Here is a 14,951-nt window from a genome sequence, read left to right on the forward strand (position 1 = left end):
CTAACCTATCAAGAGCTAAGGGAGCAGACATACCCCCACACCGTTTTATCACATATCACAATCCCCCGGTAATCGGATATATAATTTCACATATCGGGATTTTTCGAGGGAAGATATTCACAAAGCTTAAAAGATTTTTCAACCCGGTGCACGTCGACCGGTACTGATACCACCTACCAGAAGGGCCCCCGTCGAAGGCTTGCGGTCGAAATCGTCCGTGTCACCTAAACTTTAAAACACTATGGTAACTGTAATTGCATTGCAGCTTTCAAAGAATGAAGAAGGCAAACCATTCATCTCACTTAAGATTCAAGGTGAGGTGGAAGCTATTCAGTCGCAGCAGACAGGTAGGTTCTACTTGAGCGCGAAGACTTGTTTAATCCCATCAACTTTCGACGAGCCAACTGCTAAAGCATTGATCGGTTCACAACTACCAGGACAAATCATACGTGCTTATTGCGAGCCGTACAAGTATATTGTCAAAGAAACGGGAGAAACGATCACGCTATCACATCGGTACGAATATTTGCCTGATGAAGAATCTAATTCAGCAGATGAAAAGTATTCTAATCGTGAGGTAGTTGATCTTATGGGTTAGGTTATGCACTTTGCTTGTGCGACTTACGGGGCAACGTCTTTACGTTTCGCCCCTTTTTTTCATTCACCAACATTAAAACTTATGGAACCAATTACAACAGTATCGGAAATTCAAGTGAGTTATCAGCCAGCAATCGGAAGAATGCCGGAGATCAAATGCTCATTCGATGCCTACACAGAATTGTTACACTTCTTTGATAAGGATTTGCTGCATCTTCAAGAGATGTTCGTCGTTCTATACCTCAATAGAGCAAGGCGAGTGATCGGAGCTTATAAGTTATCGAAAGGCGGTTTAGTTGGAACAGTGGCAGACGTGCGACTTATCCTTGCTACTGCTCTGAAAACTGCTGCGAGTTATATGATTCTTGCACACAATCACCCATCGGGCAATGTAGTCCCATCTCAAAGTGACGAAAAGCTGACGATTCGGATAGCCGAAGCTGCCAAGTTAATGGAGTTGTCAGTGAGTGACCATATCATTATTGGGTCTGCTGCCGGAGGCTATTACAGCTTCGCCGACAATGGATTGCTATAACAACCTTTTTTACCTCAAACACTTCATGCATGGGGCCACCACAAACGATTATTCAATTTGATACACCTTTCTCTCTGTTAGTTATTAATTCAAAAGGCAAGATCAGGAAAGTGTTCACACCATTCAGGGCTCAATGTATCAACCCAGTTGGCACTTTCAACTTTGGCGAGTTTGTGCTGGTTGAAAAGCTGGCTTTCACAAAGGACATTCCCATTTTATATAAAATCAATGGCCACTGGTACAGCCACAAATCGTTCAGCATCACAATAAACTTCTAAATAAGGGATAGCAGCAGTTATCTGCTGTGGAAAAGATGGAATAGCTACTTAGCCTTCACTTTGAAGTCGAACAAATCCTTTTCGGGAACACCCAGGGCTTGGGCTAGAGCATGAACCGTGCTGATGGTAGTATTTATTACAGCCCTCTCTATCTTGGACAACTGGCTGTACTCCATATCACATTCGAAAGCCAATTTTCGCATGGACATCCCTTTAGCAGTCCGAATCTTACGGAGTTGATTACCAAAGGCTTTGAGGTATGCTTCGTCGAATTTGTAGTTCACGAAGCACAACTTCCCAAGATTTTAAGCCAATAATGGCGTCATGTATGACATCATTAATCTATATTTGAGATAGGTCAATAATTGTTGGAATTAATCCAAATCCCCCCACATCCATCAGGGAAGCCGAAAACTGATATTATAGAGTAGGCACTAATACATAAATCTATGAAGGCACTTTTATGGGGTCTCTTTTCTGTATTTGTAATCACAGCGATCTGTACTCACATTTGGACGACAATCATTGCTTATCAAGAATCAGGAATCGGTGCAACTTTTTTAACATTCATTCTGCCGGGCTTGAGCGAACTCTACTGGATGTTTAAAATGTTTGAAGACAATACACTTTATTCAACCATTGCACTGATTCATTTAGTGCTATCCGCTTTTTTCGGATTAACAAGGAACGATCATTAATTCATATACGATATGCCGAAAATGTGTAAGAGTAGGCATAACTAAAACCAAATCACAAATGAAGAAAATTCTGATGGGGGTATTGATGCTGACTGTTATTACAGCAGGAATTTCCATAACCCAGATTAGTTGCCAGAAGTCATCAGCACAAACCACTGGCACAGGAGCTAATAACCTGAATCAACTGTTGCTTGCCCAGGACACCGCGTTAGTGATATATGATTACAATGGGAATACGAATGGTGTGAACATTGCAAGTGTTTCATTGAACAGAAGTTTATGGAGTAGCCCTATGGGGCCGTACTATATTCTGGACGCCAAGCTTTCTCCTGATAGTAAGATCGTATTTGTTCATACAAGAGCATATTCAAGAACTAATAACCCTCCTGATATAATTTATTCGATGGACAATACAGGTAATAATGTAAAAAAGGTCATTACTTCAAGTCAACGTTATGGCGCTTCTTTATCGATCAATAGCATTGACATACGATAGAATATAATGGTCAAAAAGTTTAAAATATCGAATATTCGTACTTCTTTGTATAATGGGGAGCAGCATGTCTTTGCTTATTTGGATGGGTATAAATCAAGGATGGGTTTAGACTATATCCAGTTTACATTTGAAACGTTGAAATCTGTCTGTGCAGATATTGAAGTATCGGAACTAGAGCTGATAATCGGGTCACATCTTGAATTCACTTATTATGGACTTGGAGATCATATTCCTAACGGGCCATTTCTTGCAACCCAAAGAGATGTTATATATTACCCTGATATCATTAAATCGACTCGTTTCATTTTAGGAAATGAACTTTCGATCTTACGTGAAGAGAGAAAAGCTTTGAGAAAATCATTTTTATGGATTGAGGAAGCAAGTCGGTTTTGGAGAGACAACAGACTATTGATTAAGATACGATATGCACTCCATCCTTCGGTTGCTAGTCAATATTACTTTGAGAAGTCAGCATACATATCAACAAAACGTTTTACAGAAGAAACAGGCCTAGAAACATGGCAACTTGATTTGATACGAGGGGCTTACATACATGTACAATATTATAACAAAGGCGATATTGTTGATCAAGTTGGATTAATCAGAAAGGGCGGTACTATTGTTCAAGATTTCATTATCCGTGTTGACAAAAGCATAGATAACAGTTTTGCTCTCAGCCAACAATGGCCACACAAACCAGAGCCTCAAAAAGCTTCATATTATCAAGAAGGAAGATATACAGATCGGGACTTCATTGATGATGCATTGGGTGGACAATCGGATGCTCGTTGGAATATTGACTGAAATCTCTCTTTTTACATGGCTTTAACCTACCTCACTATGAATAACTATTTGACTAATATCATTCCCAGATTAAAGCAGTATAGCGCATCCCTGAATAAGAAAGAGGTCTTTATTGAGAAACCATGGATATTTATTGATGAGCAGGGGAACAATCATGAATACATTTTTATGAGAGACGGGCGGCTTGTTATGGCCTTAAATGGCAATGTTACAGAAGGGAAATGGGAATTGCTTCCCAACTCCAAGTTGTTGATCAATAGAATGGTTGATCAAATTATGCTGCAAAATATGTTCATAGATGACGCTTTAATGGCTCTTCAGAAAAGTGGTTCAAACGACGAGCCATTTGTGCTCATAAATGAGAAAAAGATACCAGACCTTAACGCGCTTAAATATCTCCAACAGGTTGATGAGAAAAAGCTGAATGATAGCGTCACTGATGGAAACAAATCTGTAGTATTAGAATCAGGAACAATTATTGGAAATCCATTTTATAGATTTAAAAAAGTTGAGGGCATTGATGGTAGTATTGTTTCAGGTGTCTTCAGAAGCAACCGCAAATCTATTGAAGAATATGTGGTTGTCAAATCTGGTGTAATTGAGGAAACTTATTATGTAAAGCATTATTCAATTGATGGATTTGACATAACTATACACCAAAGTGATTGGAATTCTCTTCAAAAAGGAGATAAGGTTTTAAACTTTAGCAAGTCCGGTATTCCCAATCGTTTTAAAGCAAAGATTGAGGGAGAATCCTATACGATTACTCTAAACGAAGAAGGCGTGATAACAAAGTTGAGGACCTTAGGAGCAACAATTTTCGTAATCGGTATCATGATCGCCCTACTTGTTGCAGCTCTGGCAATAGCAATAAACAGATATTTTTCAAGTAACTCTTAATTACAATCATGAATGATGTATTTATACAAACGCCCAATCGTTATAACCTTGTTACATGGTATTTATTGCCATTAACAACACACAATACCGAATCGTTCAATGTATCAAACTTTATCAACTGCTATCTTTCAACAAGAGATATGATCTTGCTGGTGGAAGTAGCTGATCTTAATTTGTGCCGTGATAGTGATGGGAAGTGTCGCTTCGATCATTTCTTAGGAGAGCACATAGAAGGAGACCGGGAGTTTATTGTACTCCGGATACCTGAACGGTTTGACTCGGATGTAGAGCTGTTTCGCGCTGGTAGGTATAGCGAGTTCAGCGACTTGGCAAAGTACAACATCAGGGCATATTCTGGATTGAAGTACAATGTGAAGGATAGTAAAGGCAATCTTATCACCGATGCCATCCTCATGGCCTTGAAAAAGCATCCCGGTTTGAAACGGAAGTGGGAAGAAGAACTAGGCTTACCTGGCCATATCCTTACGGATGACTGTGAGTTGTTGAGCCGTCCATCTCCCAGCAGCTTTATGGATTTTCAAAACCCATTCCCGATTCCACCTGAACCAAATCCTGTTGCTGAAAGAGAATGGCGGTATCAGCATTTCATTGAGATATTTAATTCAATGGCAAAACGTAGACGTGAATTTTGGAATGGGTTTTCAAACAACTCCCTTTCGTTTGACAATGGGCAAAGCCTTGAAAAGCGAGGGAGCTAATGACATTTTCGTCGTCAGCCGCTTTTTACCATAGAAATGAATAGCAAACAATATTTTGGGTCACGTTTGGGTCATAAAGTGTAAAAAGAACCTTGACTTTTCGAGCTAACTTTCACATTATAAATAAGATAGAAGTTATAGCGCGCTTCGTTCGGGACGAAGAGGTCGCTGGTTCGAATCCAGTCATCCCGACTTCGCCCGTCATAGCTTCAGGCGTTGGCGGGCTTTTCTTTTTTTATACACACTAATTCTCAGGTCGGCTTCGTCGGGCAACGCCCGACAAGATTTCCGTATCTGTACAACCTGCGGCTTCGCCCACGATCGCTTCGGCGACGGTAGGGTTTCGCCGATAATAAAAGAAATAAGGTAAATCCTGCTTCTTTTAGTTATAAAAAATTATTTTGCATTTAAACTACCCTGTATGCATCTTAAGGCTGCACCCTTATTGGTTATTTGTATAACTATGTCGCAGCATTTATTTTCACAAGCAGATTCATCGAAATCCATTACAAACAGAAAAGATTCAGTTACTATTCCCGATAAAGATCTAAAAGACGTATTCAGCAGAAAAAGGGCAAGTAAAAAAACTGATTCGCTTGCCGGAAAACAAAAAGTCAAAAAATATTTCTTAACCGTACTTCCTGGTGCAGGGTATACTTTGCAAACCGGTTTTGCAGGATTGATCAGCGCCAATATTGGTTATTACAATGATAAAGGGGAGGATGCGAAAATTTCCTCTATTACAACCAGTCTTACCTACTCTGAATATAATCAAATCATATTCCCTTTATATGCAGATATATGGTCAAAAGGAGGTAAGTATAATTTCATTTCAGATAACCGGTATATTTCTTATCCTTCTGATATTTTTGGCTTAGGAGGGGCAACAGATCCAAACCAGGATCATACGATTGACTTTAATCTAATCAAGCTGCATCAAACAGTGCTGAGAAGGGTTTACAAAGATTTGTATGCAGGAATCGGGGTTTATTATGATTATTTCTGGAAAATCAAAGTAATTGATCCGCAAACAAGATTGATCAATGTGTTCATACAAAAAGAAATAGGCAATTCTGCAACTGCAATCGGTCCTGCTTTTAAATTATTATACGATTCAAGGGCAAATCAAATAAATCCTCAAAAGGGTAACTTTTTAAATGTGGTATTGAGGCAAAACCTGCAAGAATTAGGCAGTGATGATGAATGGGCATCTCTTTTGATTGATGCGAGAAAATATATAAATTTCCCCAGGGGCTCTAAAAACACGCTGGCTTTTTGGAGTTATAATTGGCTAACGCTTGCCGGTGATCTTAACTATTTGTTGTTGCCAAGTACCGCATGGGATGATCAATACAACACTGGAAGAGGCTATGTACAAAGCAGGTTCAGAGGGAGACAAATGACTTATTTCGAAACAGAATACAGGTATGGCATTTCCCGTAATGGATTGCTTGGAGGTGTTGTATTTTTTAATGTTGAACATTTTTCCGGAAATCTCAGACCATACAATACTTTATTGCCGGGTTATGGTGCGGGAATACGTGTAAAACTCAATAAAAAGTCTGGCGCAAATCTTTGTTTGGATTATGGGTTCGGAAATGGCAGCAGCGGGTTTTATGTAAACTTAGGGGAGGTGTTCTAATTCTTTAATAGTGATGTTAATAGATGGATTTAAATAAATAATCAAACTATGAAAAGATACTTAGTATACAGTTTAATGTTTTCTGTTGCGCTAGCTGCCTGTGGCAAAACAAGCGATAACAATGTAAGTTCTCCCTACTTTTTAAATGCATACATACAGAATGTAAAGTATTCAACAAGTTCTGTATCAACATTTGTTTTGCCCAATCAACAGGGTTGTGTGTCAAATAAAAGTTACAACATAACAAATATTGGTCAGATAAATGTAGATGCTTATTATTTGGACTGTTATATTAAACATTACACCAACAATCTTGATTTTGCTCCGATTAAACCGGGTGCGCATAGAATTTTTGATGGGGGTTTATTGCTTTCAACGGGTGGCTGTAATGCTGATTTAGTGATTGGCTTAATAGATAATAGCATTCCCAGCCTTTTTAGCAACACAGTATTAGCGCCAGCCAATGTGGTAAATAATATAACAAGTATTACAAAAAAAGATTCAACGGCTACTTATGTAACTTATATCGTAAAGGGGAATTTTTCCTGTAATTTTAAAAACACCAATAATGTGGTTATTCCCGTTGTTGGAAGCTATAATATACCTTTGAAAGAAGCTAAATAAATGCTATTTCAGTGCGGTAATCTTTCCTTGAACTTTCCATAAGTCCAGGTTCCTGCTATGGCGCTCAACAATGTTATAATAACTACTGTGGCGCCGCTGCCGATTTGTGCAAACAGTGGTCCGGGGCAGGCGCCGGTAATTGCCCAGCCAAAGCCGAAAAGCAGGCCGCCATAGATCATTCCTTTATTGAACTTTTTTGGCACTATTACAATGGGTTCTCCGTTAATAGTTTTCAGTTTGAATTTTTTTATCAGGAAAATGGAAAGCATACCAACCATAATAGCGGAGCCGATGATGCCAAACATGTGAAAACTCTGAAAACGGAACATCTCCTGTATCCTGAACCAGGATATGACTTCACTCTTGATCAACAGGAATCCAAAGAAAATCCCTGCTAGCAAGAATTTCAGGTTAACAACAATGGGGCTTGTTGCTTGTGTTGTATCCCTGGTAGTTTCCTTCGTATTGTAAGTAACCCTATTTTCCATGATTAGATTTTTAAAATAATCGGCAAAATAAAATTGGCAACCAGAAATCCTCCTGCCATAAAACTGATGGTGGCAACCAACGATGGCCATTGTAAATTGGAAAGTCCGAATATGGCATGACCGGAAGTACAACCATTGGCATAACGTGTTCCGAAACCGATTAAAAAACCTCCACCTATAATGCACACAAATCCTTTCAGTGTAAACAGTCCCTGCCAATTTACCACTTCACGAGGTACTACCTGTTTATAATCGGCAATCCCATAACTATTCAATTCGCTCAGCAGCTTTGGATTCAGGTGGATGCCATTATAATCGAACAGCCATTGCCAGGTAATAAAAGCGCCAATCGCAATACCTGCTACAAAAAACAAATTCCATACTTCCTGTTTCCAGTTGTATTTGAAAAAAGGAATGTTGGCCGGAAAGCAAGCAGCGCAAACATGCCGGAGACTCGAGGAAATACCAAATGCTTTATTGCCAAGCAATAAAAGCAGTGGTACCATTAACCCTATCAGCGGGCCTGAAACATACCAGGGCCAGGGCTGTTTTATGATCTCTAACATACAATAGGTTTTACGATTGAATGGAACAAGAATTCTCTCAGCAAGGTACTATCTCTTTCTAATAATGCCTCGCAAACAATCTATTGTTCAGCCATTCTTTTATTTTCAAAAGATCGTCATCATTACATTTCATCCTGTAATAAATGATCAACGAAGAAACAAAAGTCAGGCCGCCTATAAAAACAATGGAAGCATTCATTCCCATGGCATCGGCAATGATGCCCGTAATGATGGCGCCAATGGCATAACCTAAATCTCTCCAGAGCCGGAATACGCCCAGGCTTTTTGCTCTGTCATTCGGGTGTGTATTTTCTGCAATCGAAGCCAGGAATGTAGGATATACCATTGCCGTTCCCCATCCAAGCAGGAAAGCCAGGAGAACATATTGAGTAAAGGAAGTAGCCATCACAAATAAGAACAGTGCTATTGCCTGCAAGATCATTCCCAAAAAGAGCATATCCCTTTTACAAATTTTATCAGCCATTTTACCGGTGATGATTTGTCCGATTCCCCAAACTGCGGGATAAACAGCCGTTATCACGCCAATTTCTTCGATGCTGAAATTTTTTTCGGCGAGCAGGATGGGGAAAATACCCCACACCATACCATCGTTTAAATTGTTTATCAATCCTGCCTGCGTTACAGCGCCAAGGTTTTTATTTTTCCAGGTTGTTTCCCAAAAGACATTTGTAAGTCGGGGGATATTTGACGAGATGACTTCCTGTGCCAGATGGTGTTTCGTGTCTTTTACCAGTAACCAACTGCTGAAAAATCCGAGAACTGATATAATTACTCCTATGTAAAAGGGATAGGGCCGGAGTCCATACTGACCCGCCACCCATCCCGTTAAAAAAGCAACAACAGCAACCGCTATGTATCCTGCAAACTCATTCAGTCCCATGGCAAGCCCTCTTTGTTTTTCCCCAACCAAATCTATTTTCATGATCACCGTGCTTGACCAGGTTAATCCCTGGTTGATACCGAGCAGGACATTAGCGGCTACAATCCAATTCCAATCAGTGGCGTACATTAAAATAAAAGGAACAGGAATACCTGTTATCCAACCCATCACCAGCAAATTCTTTCTTCCGATCTTATTCGCCAGTGTTCCGGTGAAATAATTGGTAATGGCTTTCACTATTCCAAACACAATGATAAAAGAAAGAATAGCCGTCTTTGCTGCAATATGAAATTCTGCATCGGCTATTCTGGGTAAGATAGAGCGTTCCATTCCTACCATGCCGCCAACAAAGGCATTGATAATCACCAGCAGGGTAAACTGTCGCCAGTTCTCTTTTAATCCAAGCTTTATTGTTGCCATTGTATTTTTTTTATACTACTGCGCAACGTCTACAATGAGGCAGTTAATACATGCACATACATTGAACAAATGTGTTATATTATCTCAACATTAACAGTAACAGTAAAGGTTGTACCATTTCCTGGCGAAGAAACGATCTGCATTTCTCCCTTAAGATCATCTACTAATCGTTTTACCAGTGGCAGGCCAAAACCGAAACCCGCTTCCCCTTCCGTACCTGCTGTGGATTCTTTTTCTTTATTCAGTATTTTCAATATTGCGGAATCTGTAAGTCCTATTCCCGTATCACTGACAACGATCTTCAAATTGTTATGTAAATCTTTACTTACAGTAAGACATAGTCCTACCTCTACCTTCCCGCCGGCCGGTGTAAATTTTATGGCATTGGTAACCAGATTGCCAATAATCTGTATTATTTTATTTTTGGGAAAATGGGCATCTGTATTCGATGAAGCATCGATTTGGATTTTTAAAACAATGTCTTTATTGTGGGCCTGCGGACCATACAATTGTTCCAGCTTATTTTTTAAAGACTTTATGGTGTATGCCTCCTTTCTAGACTGTTGTTTATTCATTTCGGCTCTGTCTTCCTGTCGCAAAATTTCACTTACAAGATCCAGCAGAGAGTTGCCGGCTTTGTAAATCATCTCTACAAATTCCAGCACTTCTTCTTTAGACAGGTCTTGTGATTGCTCGTTGATCACCTGGGTTAGTCCTATGATGCCCGCCAGTGGCCCCCTTATGTCATGGGCTACCTTTTTTTGGTTATCTTTAGCTGCCTCTGCGCTGCTTTTTAACTCCCGAATGATTTTAAGTGTTTCAAGTCTGCTCACTACTTCGCGTGCTACTATTTTCAGTAGGTCAATTTTTTCAGGCGTCAATTCTTTTTCTCTTTTATCCAAGACACATAAAGCGCCTAAATTAAATCCGCCACTGGTAGTCAGGGGAACACCGAAATAATAGTCAGCATAAGGATCGCCTGCGACATAATACTTTTTTTTGAAACGTTCATCCTCAGATAATTTTTTTACTTCAAACTGCTGAGGCGCCTGGATGGTGTACTGGCAAACAGATTCTTCTTTGGGCATTTGCTCTATATTGAGACCATAATTGGCAATGGTCCATTGGGTATAAGAATCTATCAGGTTGATCAACGAAATATCTGTTCCGGCGATCTTTGCAGCCAGTCTTGTTAAATCTTTGAATAAATCAGAAATTTCCAGGTAATCAATATCGAACTGGGATAGTGTCCAAATTCTTTCTTCTTCGTTAAATGACATAGGGTTTTAGTATATAGCGTATTAAACTTAAATCTTCGACTGCTGAATATAGCATTTAATCAGAATACCCCCACTTTAAAATGAATAAAATTGAGTCATTTCAATTCCTTACAGACAAACCTCTGCCTATTTTTTTATACCGTGCCATCGCTTCAACGAAATAATAGTCTCCATAAGTCAATGGCACATCCACTTCGGATTTATTGGGCATGTGACCAACACCATGTTTCAATATAAAACCGCCGTTTTCTCCTGCCTTCGCTTTATACATATCGGTAGACAATGTCCTGAGCACTTTCTCCGCTGCTGACAGGTATTTTTTAGCCCGTTGCCTGTCTGTATATTGGTACAATTCTATCCATGCCGATGCCATGATGGCCGCTGCAGAAGCATCCCGCAAAGCATGGGGTATATCCGGCGCATTGAAATCCCAGTAAGGAATGCCATCTGCCGGATAGTTGGGGTGATTCAAAATAAAATCGGCGATATGTTCTGCCTCGTGCAAATAAGTTGTATTTTTTGTTTCACGATACATCGCCGTGTAACCATATAATCCCCATGCCTGTCCGCGTGCCCAGGCAGAAGAATCTGCATAGCCCTGAACTGTTTTCTTTGCGATAACAGCCCCGGTCTGCGGATCGTAATTCACCATGTGGTAAGAGCTATAATCCGGACGGAAATGGTTTTTCATAGTAGTGTTGGCATGCGACACGGCTATTTTATAAAAAGAGGAGTCGCCCGATTGATGAGTAGCCCAGAAAAGCAATTCCAGGTTCATCATGTTATCGATGATAACTGGGAACTTCCAATTGGTGTGATCCCAGGATTTAATACAACCTACCTGCGCATTAAAACGTGTTGCCAAAGAGCGGGCGCTGTTCATGAGGATATCGATGTTCTCTTGAGAGGAACGTATCTTATTAGCATTGCCAAAACTGCAATACATCATAAAACCCAGGTCGTGGGTAGAAGTATTATGCTGTTCTTTTTGCAGGTAATGCATGCTTTTTTCTGCCGCATTGTATAAAGCCGTGTCCCTTGTTTGCTGGTACAAATACAACAATGTTCCCGGGTAAAAACCACTGCACCACCAACCGGATGAACTGAATTCATACTGATCCTTTGTTGAGAAATAGGTTTTGGGGAATTTTTGTTCAGGAAGTTTTGCCGTCAGCAATTTATACTGCGCAGCAGCATCTTTAAAATTTTTATCAATGACTGACAATAATTTTTTATCTGTGTGAAAAGGTTTTACCTGTTGCGATGTTGCTTCCAGACATAACAAACTGATGCAGCAAAAAAAGAATACCGATCTCATATACTCGATTGTTTTGTATTATTTGAAATTCCATTCCAATACCTGCACCATCTGCGGTCCGATATCGGCTTTGCCTTCACTGTCACGCTGCTCGGTGAACTAGGTGAAGAAATACAACTGATAACCTGCTTCTCCGTTCTTCATCACGAAAAAAGACAGCCATATTTTTCCAGTGTCCTGTAGTCCAGCTGATGATCTGCGGCCTTGCAATGGGAATCCTTTTAGAGCCCGCTCCTTTTAAACTAAATGGCGTTTTCCTAAATGAAAGGGGTTGCACATGCCAGTTTTTGTTCTGCCGGTAAACAATATGGTATTGAGGAACAGAACCGCCCTGTTCTTTCCAATAGGTTGCAATATAAAACATATCATCGCAAAACTCCAGCACCAAAACATTCTTTTCTTTTTTTGCATGCACCTCTCTTTATTAAAATACCAAAATAAGCAATGGCTTTCTACATTAAAAGAGCTATCAACGTTTGATTTTATAGACTTCAGTGCCTGCTAATAGAAAGCAACCCAGTCCGTAGTCTTCAAAATCGGGGGTAGAATCGTAGGTAACAGGCTGCCCGTCTTTCGGCTCCTTACCCGTTCCCTGCATATAACCCAGTTTTCCATCGGGGTGAACACAGTCTTTTTCTAAAGCATTCCATGCTTTTATGATAACGGGTAAATATTTTTTTTTATCGATGAGACCATTGTTAACACCCCATGCCATACCGTACAAAAAAAGGGCGGTACCCGTTAACTCCTTGCCACCAAAATGTGAGGGGTCTTTTAAACTCGCGTTCCAGAAACCATCTGTTCGTTGTAGTGGCAAGAGGGCATTCATCATGCTTTTATAATCGCCAAGGAATTCAGTATAATATTGGTTAGACCTGGGTAAGGCCGATAAGGTCCTTACCAGGGCCGCCACCACCCATCCATTTCCCCGGCTCCAGTAACAATCGGCGCCATTGGGTTCTTTATAGGGTGGGGTGAAATCCTTGTCGCGCCACCATAACCCATCTTTAGCATTGAACAAACCATTTGCTCCGTGATGATACTTAGTGAAGTCGTACATTTTGTGCATCTTTTCAAAATAGTTAGTATCCTGGTACAATGCACCCAGTTTCGCAAAAACAGGCATGGCCATTTGAATCGCATCGATCCAGCTCCAGTCATCTACCTTATCTGTTTTCAGCATATTATCCATGCAGGCTTTCACATTCCGGATGCGCTCTTCTTTTTTATCCAGCAGGTAGAGGTCTATATAGGTTTGTCCGCAAGCCTGGTCATCTGCATTTCTAACGGTAACGCCATTGCGCAAATTCCATTGGTGTTTTTCTCCCCATTGAATGGCATAATCTACAAACAATTGTTTTTTATCGATGGCATACAATGCCATCAGTCCTTCATAATATACCGCCCTTGTCCAGATATTGGAAGGACGCTCTTTATTTGTAATGATCGACTTTCCGGCATCGGGCCATTTCTGCATAAAATATGCATTCGTAAGCTCCAATGTTTTTAATAACTCTTTTTTATTGGGTAGCTTTTGTGCATAGCTGTTGGGTGACAGGAGGCAAAGCATTAAACAAAAAGCAAAAAGTGCTTTGCAGCGCCGCATCATCGGTTGAGAAAAAACTTTTTTCATTATTATGGTATTTTTACAAACATTATTTCAAGAATTTACGCAGGGAGCAATCTGTTTCCTTTAAACCCTTCGCCACCAACTGCGCATTCATTACAGCGCCTTCTCTATTAGTATGCGTATGATCTTGCGGGAATAATTTTTTTACTGTAAGAGAATCCATTTTTTCGTATTCAACAGCTATGAGTTCATTCAACGGAATAAAATAAGCATGGGTTTGTTCAGCCAGTTCTTTGCTCCAGGTTGCGTAGCTGTCTCTGTTTATTTTTCCGTCCTTATAATTATACCGGGGGATGGGGGAACAAATAATGGGAATAGCGCCTTTGGCTTTGGTATCGCTGATCATTTTTCTCATATACCAGCCGTAAGTGTGTACCATTTCTTTTTGTTTACGGATGGGGTTGTAAATTTCTGTACTGTCGTTTCCAATGCCCCTGATGGTTCCCCTGGCACGGGCAGTATCATCTAATGGGCTCGCATCATTATGACCAAACTGCATCATCACATAATCGCCTTTTTGCAGCGTTTCTAAAATTTTATTCCATCTTCCTTCTGTTATAAAAGTCCGGCTGCTCCTTCCGCCGATGGCATGGTTCTGAACGCTGATCTTCGTTGTATCGAAATAGTCGTCTATCCACGAACCCCAGCCTTGCAAAACAAGGGTCGAATGCCCGCTGCCGTTTTTAACGGTTGAATCTCCAATAATATACAACACGGGTTTGTGCTCTTCGAGCGCAACAAAAGAAGAGAGTGCTATGATTGCAACAAAGAAAAAATTTAGCCGTTTCATATAAGTGGTTGCTGGGATTTTAATAGGGATGACTGGTTAATTCTTCAACCTTTCTTTTTGTTCTTTGCTATTCACTTTTGGATCGGGTACCTGCTTTTTATCAACATCGATGAATTTCCAGGCTTTTGCGAACTCCAATGTTCCCATTGCACCTGCCTTATCGATCCAATCAAAGATTCGTTGTGGTTGTGTTATTGCCTGTTCAGATAAAACAAAGCATATTAATAACAACGTGCTTATTGGGCGCCTCGAAAAAAATTTCATT

General features: G+C 40.2%; 19 protein-coding genes. 9 read left to right on the forward strand and 10 right to left on the reverse strand.

All coding sequences use genetic code 11. The features are described from left to right. Window positions 1-241 precede the first annotated feature (241 nt). Together SEDOR53_RS0103810 and SEDOR53_RS0103815 are read left to right on the forward strand one after the other, a co-directional pair. Window positions 242-598, forward strand: coding sequence for a hypothetical protein (locus tag SEDOR53_RS0103810; RefSeq protein ID WP_026768521.1), 357 nt, complete (start codon window positions 242-244; stop codon window positions 596-598). An 81-nt stretch (window positions 599-679) separates the two neighbouring features. After that, window positions 680-1,132, forward strand: a complete 453-nt coding sequence (locus SEDOR53_RS0103815; RefSeq protein WP_026768522.1) for a RadC family protein — start codon at window positions 680-682, stop codon at window positions 1,130-1,132. A 322-nt stretch (window positions 1,133-1,454) separates the two neighbouring features. On the opposite strand, the gene SEDOR53_RS19435 is transcribed toward SEDOR53_RS0103815, so the two are convergent. Continuing rightward, the gene (locus SEDOR53_RS19435; protein WP_037361661.1) at window positions 1,455-1,694 is read right to left on the reverse strand and encodes a helix-turn-helix transcriptional regulator; all 240 of its coding nucleotides are present in this window, start codon (window positions 1,692-1,694) and stop codon (window positions 1,455-1,457) included. Between the two features lie 165 nt (window positions 1,695-1,859). On the opposite strand from SEDOR53_RS19435, the gene SEDOR53_RS0103830 reads away from it, so the two are divergent. The 7 genes from SEDOR53_RS0103830 (at window position 1,860) to SEDOR53_RS17070 (ending at window position 7,293) form a co-directional block, all read left to right on the forward strand. Next, on the forward strand, window positions 1,860-2,108 hold the full coding sequence (locus tag SEDOR53_RS0103830; RefSeq protein WP_026768525.1) for a hypothetical protein: 249 nt from the start codon (window positions 1,860-1,862) through the stop codon (window positions 2,106-2,108). 58 nt (window positions 2,109-2,166) lie between these two features. After that, window positions 2,167-2,604: a hypothetical protein gene (locus SEDOR53_RS0103835; protein ID WP_026768526.1), complete on the forward strand. Its 438-nt coding sequence runs from the start codon at window positions 2,167-2,169 to the stop codon at window positions 2,602-2,604. Window positions 2,605-2,610: 6 nt separating this feature from the next. After that, window positions 2,611-3,408 carry a hypothetical protein gene (locus SEDOR53_RS0103840; RefSeq protein ID WP_026768527.1) on the forward strand — a complete coding sequence of 266 codons (798 nt, stop codon included), beginning with the start codon at window positions 2,611-2,613 and terminating at the stop codon, window positions 3,406-3,408. Between the two features lie 36 nt (window positions 3,409-3,444). Next, complete coding sequence (locus SEDOR53_RS0103845) at window positions 3,445-4,308, forward strand: hypothetical protein (protein ID WP_157576689.1); 864 nt, start codon at window positions 3,445-3,447, stop codon at window positions 4,306-4,308. Window positions 4,309-4,316: 8 nt separating this feature from the next. Then, window positions 4,317-5,027, forward strand: a complete 711-nt coding sequence (locus SEDOR53_RS0103850) for a hypothetical protein (protein WP_157576691.1) — start codon at window positions 4,317-4,319, stop codon at window positions 5,025-5,027. A 421-nt stretch (window positions 5,028-5,448) separates the two neighbouring features. After that, the gene (locus tag SEDOR53_RS0103855; protein WP_051347972.1) at window positions 5,449-6,669 is read left to right on the forward strand and encodes a BamA/TamA family outer membrane protein; all 1,221 of its coding nucleotides are present in this window, start codon (window positions 5,449-5,451) and stop codon (window positions 6,667-6,669) included. Between the two features lie 48 nt (window positions 6,670-6,717). Next, window positions 6,718-7,293, forward strand: coding sequence for a hypothetical protein (locus SEDOR53_RS17070; protein ID WP_157576693.1), 576 nt, complete (start codon window positions 6,718-6,720; stop codon window positions 7,291-7,293). 8 nt (window positions 7,294-7,301) lie between these two features. Here the strand turns inward: SEDOR53_RS17070 and SEDOR53_RS0103865 are convergent, their stop codons facing one another. The 9 genes from SEDOR53_RS0103865 to SEDOR53_RS17085 form a co-directional block, all read right to left on the reverse strand. Further along, window positions 7,302-7,781: a DUF6691 family protein gene (locus SEDOR53_RS0103865; protein WP_084220331.1), complete on the reverse strand. Its 480-nt coding sequence runs from the start codon at window positions 7,779-7,781 to the stop codon at window positions 7,302-7,304. Window positions 7,782-7,783: 2 nt separating this feature from the next. Then, window positions 7,784-8,347 carry a YeeE/YedE family protein gene (locus SEDOR53_RS0103870; RefSeq protein WP_026768533.1) on the reverse strand — a complete coding sequence of 188 codons (564 nt, stop codon included), beginning with the start codon at window positions 8,345-8,347 and terminating at the stop codon, window positions 7,784-7,786. Window positions 8,348-8,405: 58 nt separating this feature from the next. Continuing rightward, the gene (locus tag SEDOR53_RS17075; RefSeq protein WP_051416483.1) at window positions 8,406-9,668 is read right to left on the reverse strand and encodes an MFS transporter; all 1,263 of its coding nucleotides are present in this window, start codon (window positions 9,666-9,668) and stop codon (window positions 8,406-8,408) included. 74 nt (window positions 9,669-9,742) lie between these two features. Further along, entirely contained in the window at window positions 9,743-10,948 is a 1,206-nt protein-coding gene (locus SEDOR53_RS0103880; protein ID WP_026768534.1) for a GAF domain-containing sensor histidine kinase, read from the reverse strand. A gap of 100 nt (window positions 10,949-11,048) precedes the next feature. Then, window positions 11,049-12,266: a glycoside hydrolase family 88 protein gene (locus SEDOR53_RS17080; protein ID WP_037360498.1), complete on the reverse strand. Its 1,218-nt coding sequence runs from the start codon at window positions 12,264-12,266 to the stop codon at window positions 11,049-11,051. Between the two features lie 82 nt (window positions 12,267-12,348). Next, entirely contained in the window at window positions 12,349-12,681 is a 333-nt protein-coding gene (locus SEDOR53_RS0103890) for a hypothetical protein (RefSeq protein ID WP_026768535.1), read from the reverse strand. Between the two features lie 54 nt (window positions 12,682-12,735). Next, window positions 12,736-13,899, reverse strand: coding sequence for a glycoside hydrolase family 88 protein (locus SEDOR53_RS0103895; protein ID WP_232214713.1), 1,164 nt, complete (start codon window positions 13,897-13,899; stop codon window positions 12,736-12,738). 22 nt (window positions 13,900-13,921) lie between these two features. After that, on the reverse strand, window positions 13,922-14,686 hold the full coding sequence (locus SEDOR53_RS0103900) for a rhamnogalacturonan acetylesterase (RefSeq protein ID WP_026768537.1): 765 nt from the start codon (window positions 14,684-14,686) through the stop codon (window positions 13,922-13,924). A gap of 36 nt (window positions 14,687-14,722) precedes the next feature. Next, window positions 14,723-14,950, reverse strand: a complete 228-nt coding sequence (locus tag SEDOR53_RS17085) for a hypothetical protein (protein WP_037360501.1) — start codon at window positions 14,948-14,950, stop codon at window positions 14,723-14,725. Between the last annotated feature and the right edge of the window lies 1 nt (window position 14,951).

It is taken from the genome of Asinibacterium sp. OR53 (genome assembly GCF_000515315.1).
GTDB lineage: Bacteria > Bacteroidota > Bacteroidia > Chitinophagales > Chitinophagaceae > Sediminibacterium.

Excerpts from the sequence above, each read along its gene's own strand:
- SEDOR53_RS0103810 (WP_026768521.1), top strand. The coding sequence starts at position 242 with ATGGTAACTGTAATTGCATTGCAGCTTTCAAAGAATGAAGAAGGCAAA.
- SEDOR53_RS0103815 (WP_026768522.1), top strand. The coding sequence starts at position 680 with ATGGAACCAATTACAACAGTATCGGAAATTCAAGTGAGTTATCAGCCA.
- SEDOR53_RS0103830 (WP_026768525.1), top strand. The coding sequence starts at position 1,860 with ATGAAGGCACTTTTATGGGGTCTCTTTTCTGTATTTGTAATCACAGCG.
- SEDOR53_RS0103835 (WP_026768526.1), top strand. The coding sequence starts at position 2,167 with ATGAAGAAAATTCTGATGGGGGTATTGATGCTGACTGTTATTACAGCA.
- SEDOR53_RS0103840 (WP_026768527.1), top strand. The coding sequence starts at position 2,611 with ATGGTCAAAAAGTTTAAAATATCGAATATTCGTACTTCTTTGTATAAT.
- SEDOR53_RS0103845 (WP_157576689.1), top strand. The coding sequence starts at position 3,445 with ATGAATAACTATTTGACTAATATCATTCCCAGATTAAAGCAGTATAGC.
- SEDOR53_RS0103850 (WP_157576691.1), top strand. The coding sequence starts at position 4,317 with ATGAATGATGTATTTATACAAACGCCCAATCGTTATAACCTTGTTACA.
- SEDOR53_RS0103855 (WP_051347972.1), top strand. The coding sequence starts at position 5,449 with ATGCATCTTAAGGCTGCACCCTTATTGGTTATTTGTATAACTATGTCG.
- SEDOR53_RS17070 (WP_157576693.1), top strand. The coding sequence starts at position 6,718 with ATGAAAAGATACTTAGTATACAGTTTAATGTTTTCTGTTGCGCTAGCT.
- SEDOR53_RS0103865 (WP_084220331.1), bottom strand. The coding sequence starts at position 7,781 with ATGGAAAATAGGGTTACTTACAATACGAAGGAAACTACCAGGGATACA.
- SEDOR53_RS0103870 (WP_026768533.1), bottom strand. The coding sequence starts at position 8,347 with ATGTTAGAGATCATAAAACAGCCCTGGCCCTGGTATGTTTCAGGCCCG.
- SEDOR53_RS17075 (WP_051416483.1), bottom strand. The coding sequence starts at position 9,668 with ATGGCAACAATAAAGCTTGGATTAAAAGAGAACTGGCGACAGTTTACC.
- SEDOR53_RS0103880 (WP_026768534.1), bottom strand. The coding sequence starts at position 10,948 with ATGTCATTTAACGAAGAAGAAAGAATTTGGACACTATCCCAGTTCGAT.
- SEDOR53_RS17080 (WP_037360498.1), bottom strand. The coding sequence starts at position 12,266 with ATGAGATCGGTATTCTTTTTTTGCTGCATCAGTTTGTTATGTCTGGAA.
- SEDOR53_RS0103895 (WP_232214713.1), bottom strand. The coding sequence starts at position 13,899 with ATGAAAAAAGTTTTTTCTCAACCGATGATGCGGCGCTGCAAAGCACTT.
- SEDOR53_RS0103900 (WP_026768537.1), bottom strand. The coding sequence starts at position 14,686 with ATGAAACGGCTAAATTTTTTCTTTGTTGCAATCATAGCACTCTCTTCT.
- SEDOR53_RS17085 (WP_037360501.1), bottom strand. The coding sequence starts at position 14,950 with ATGAAATTTTTTTCGAGGCGCCCAATAAGCACGTTGTTATTAATATGC.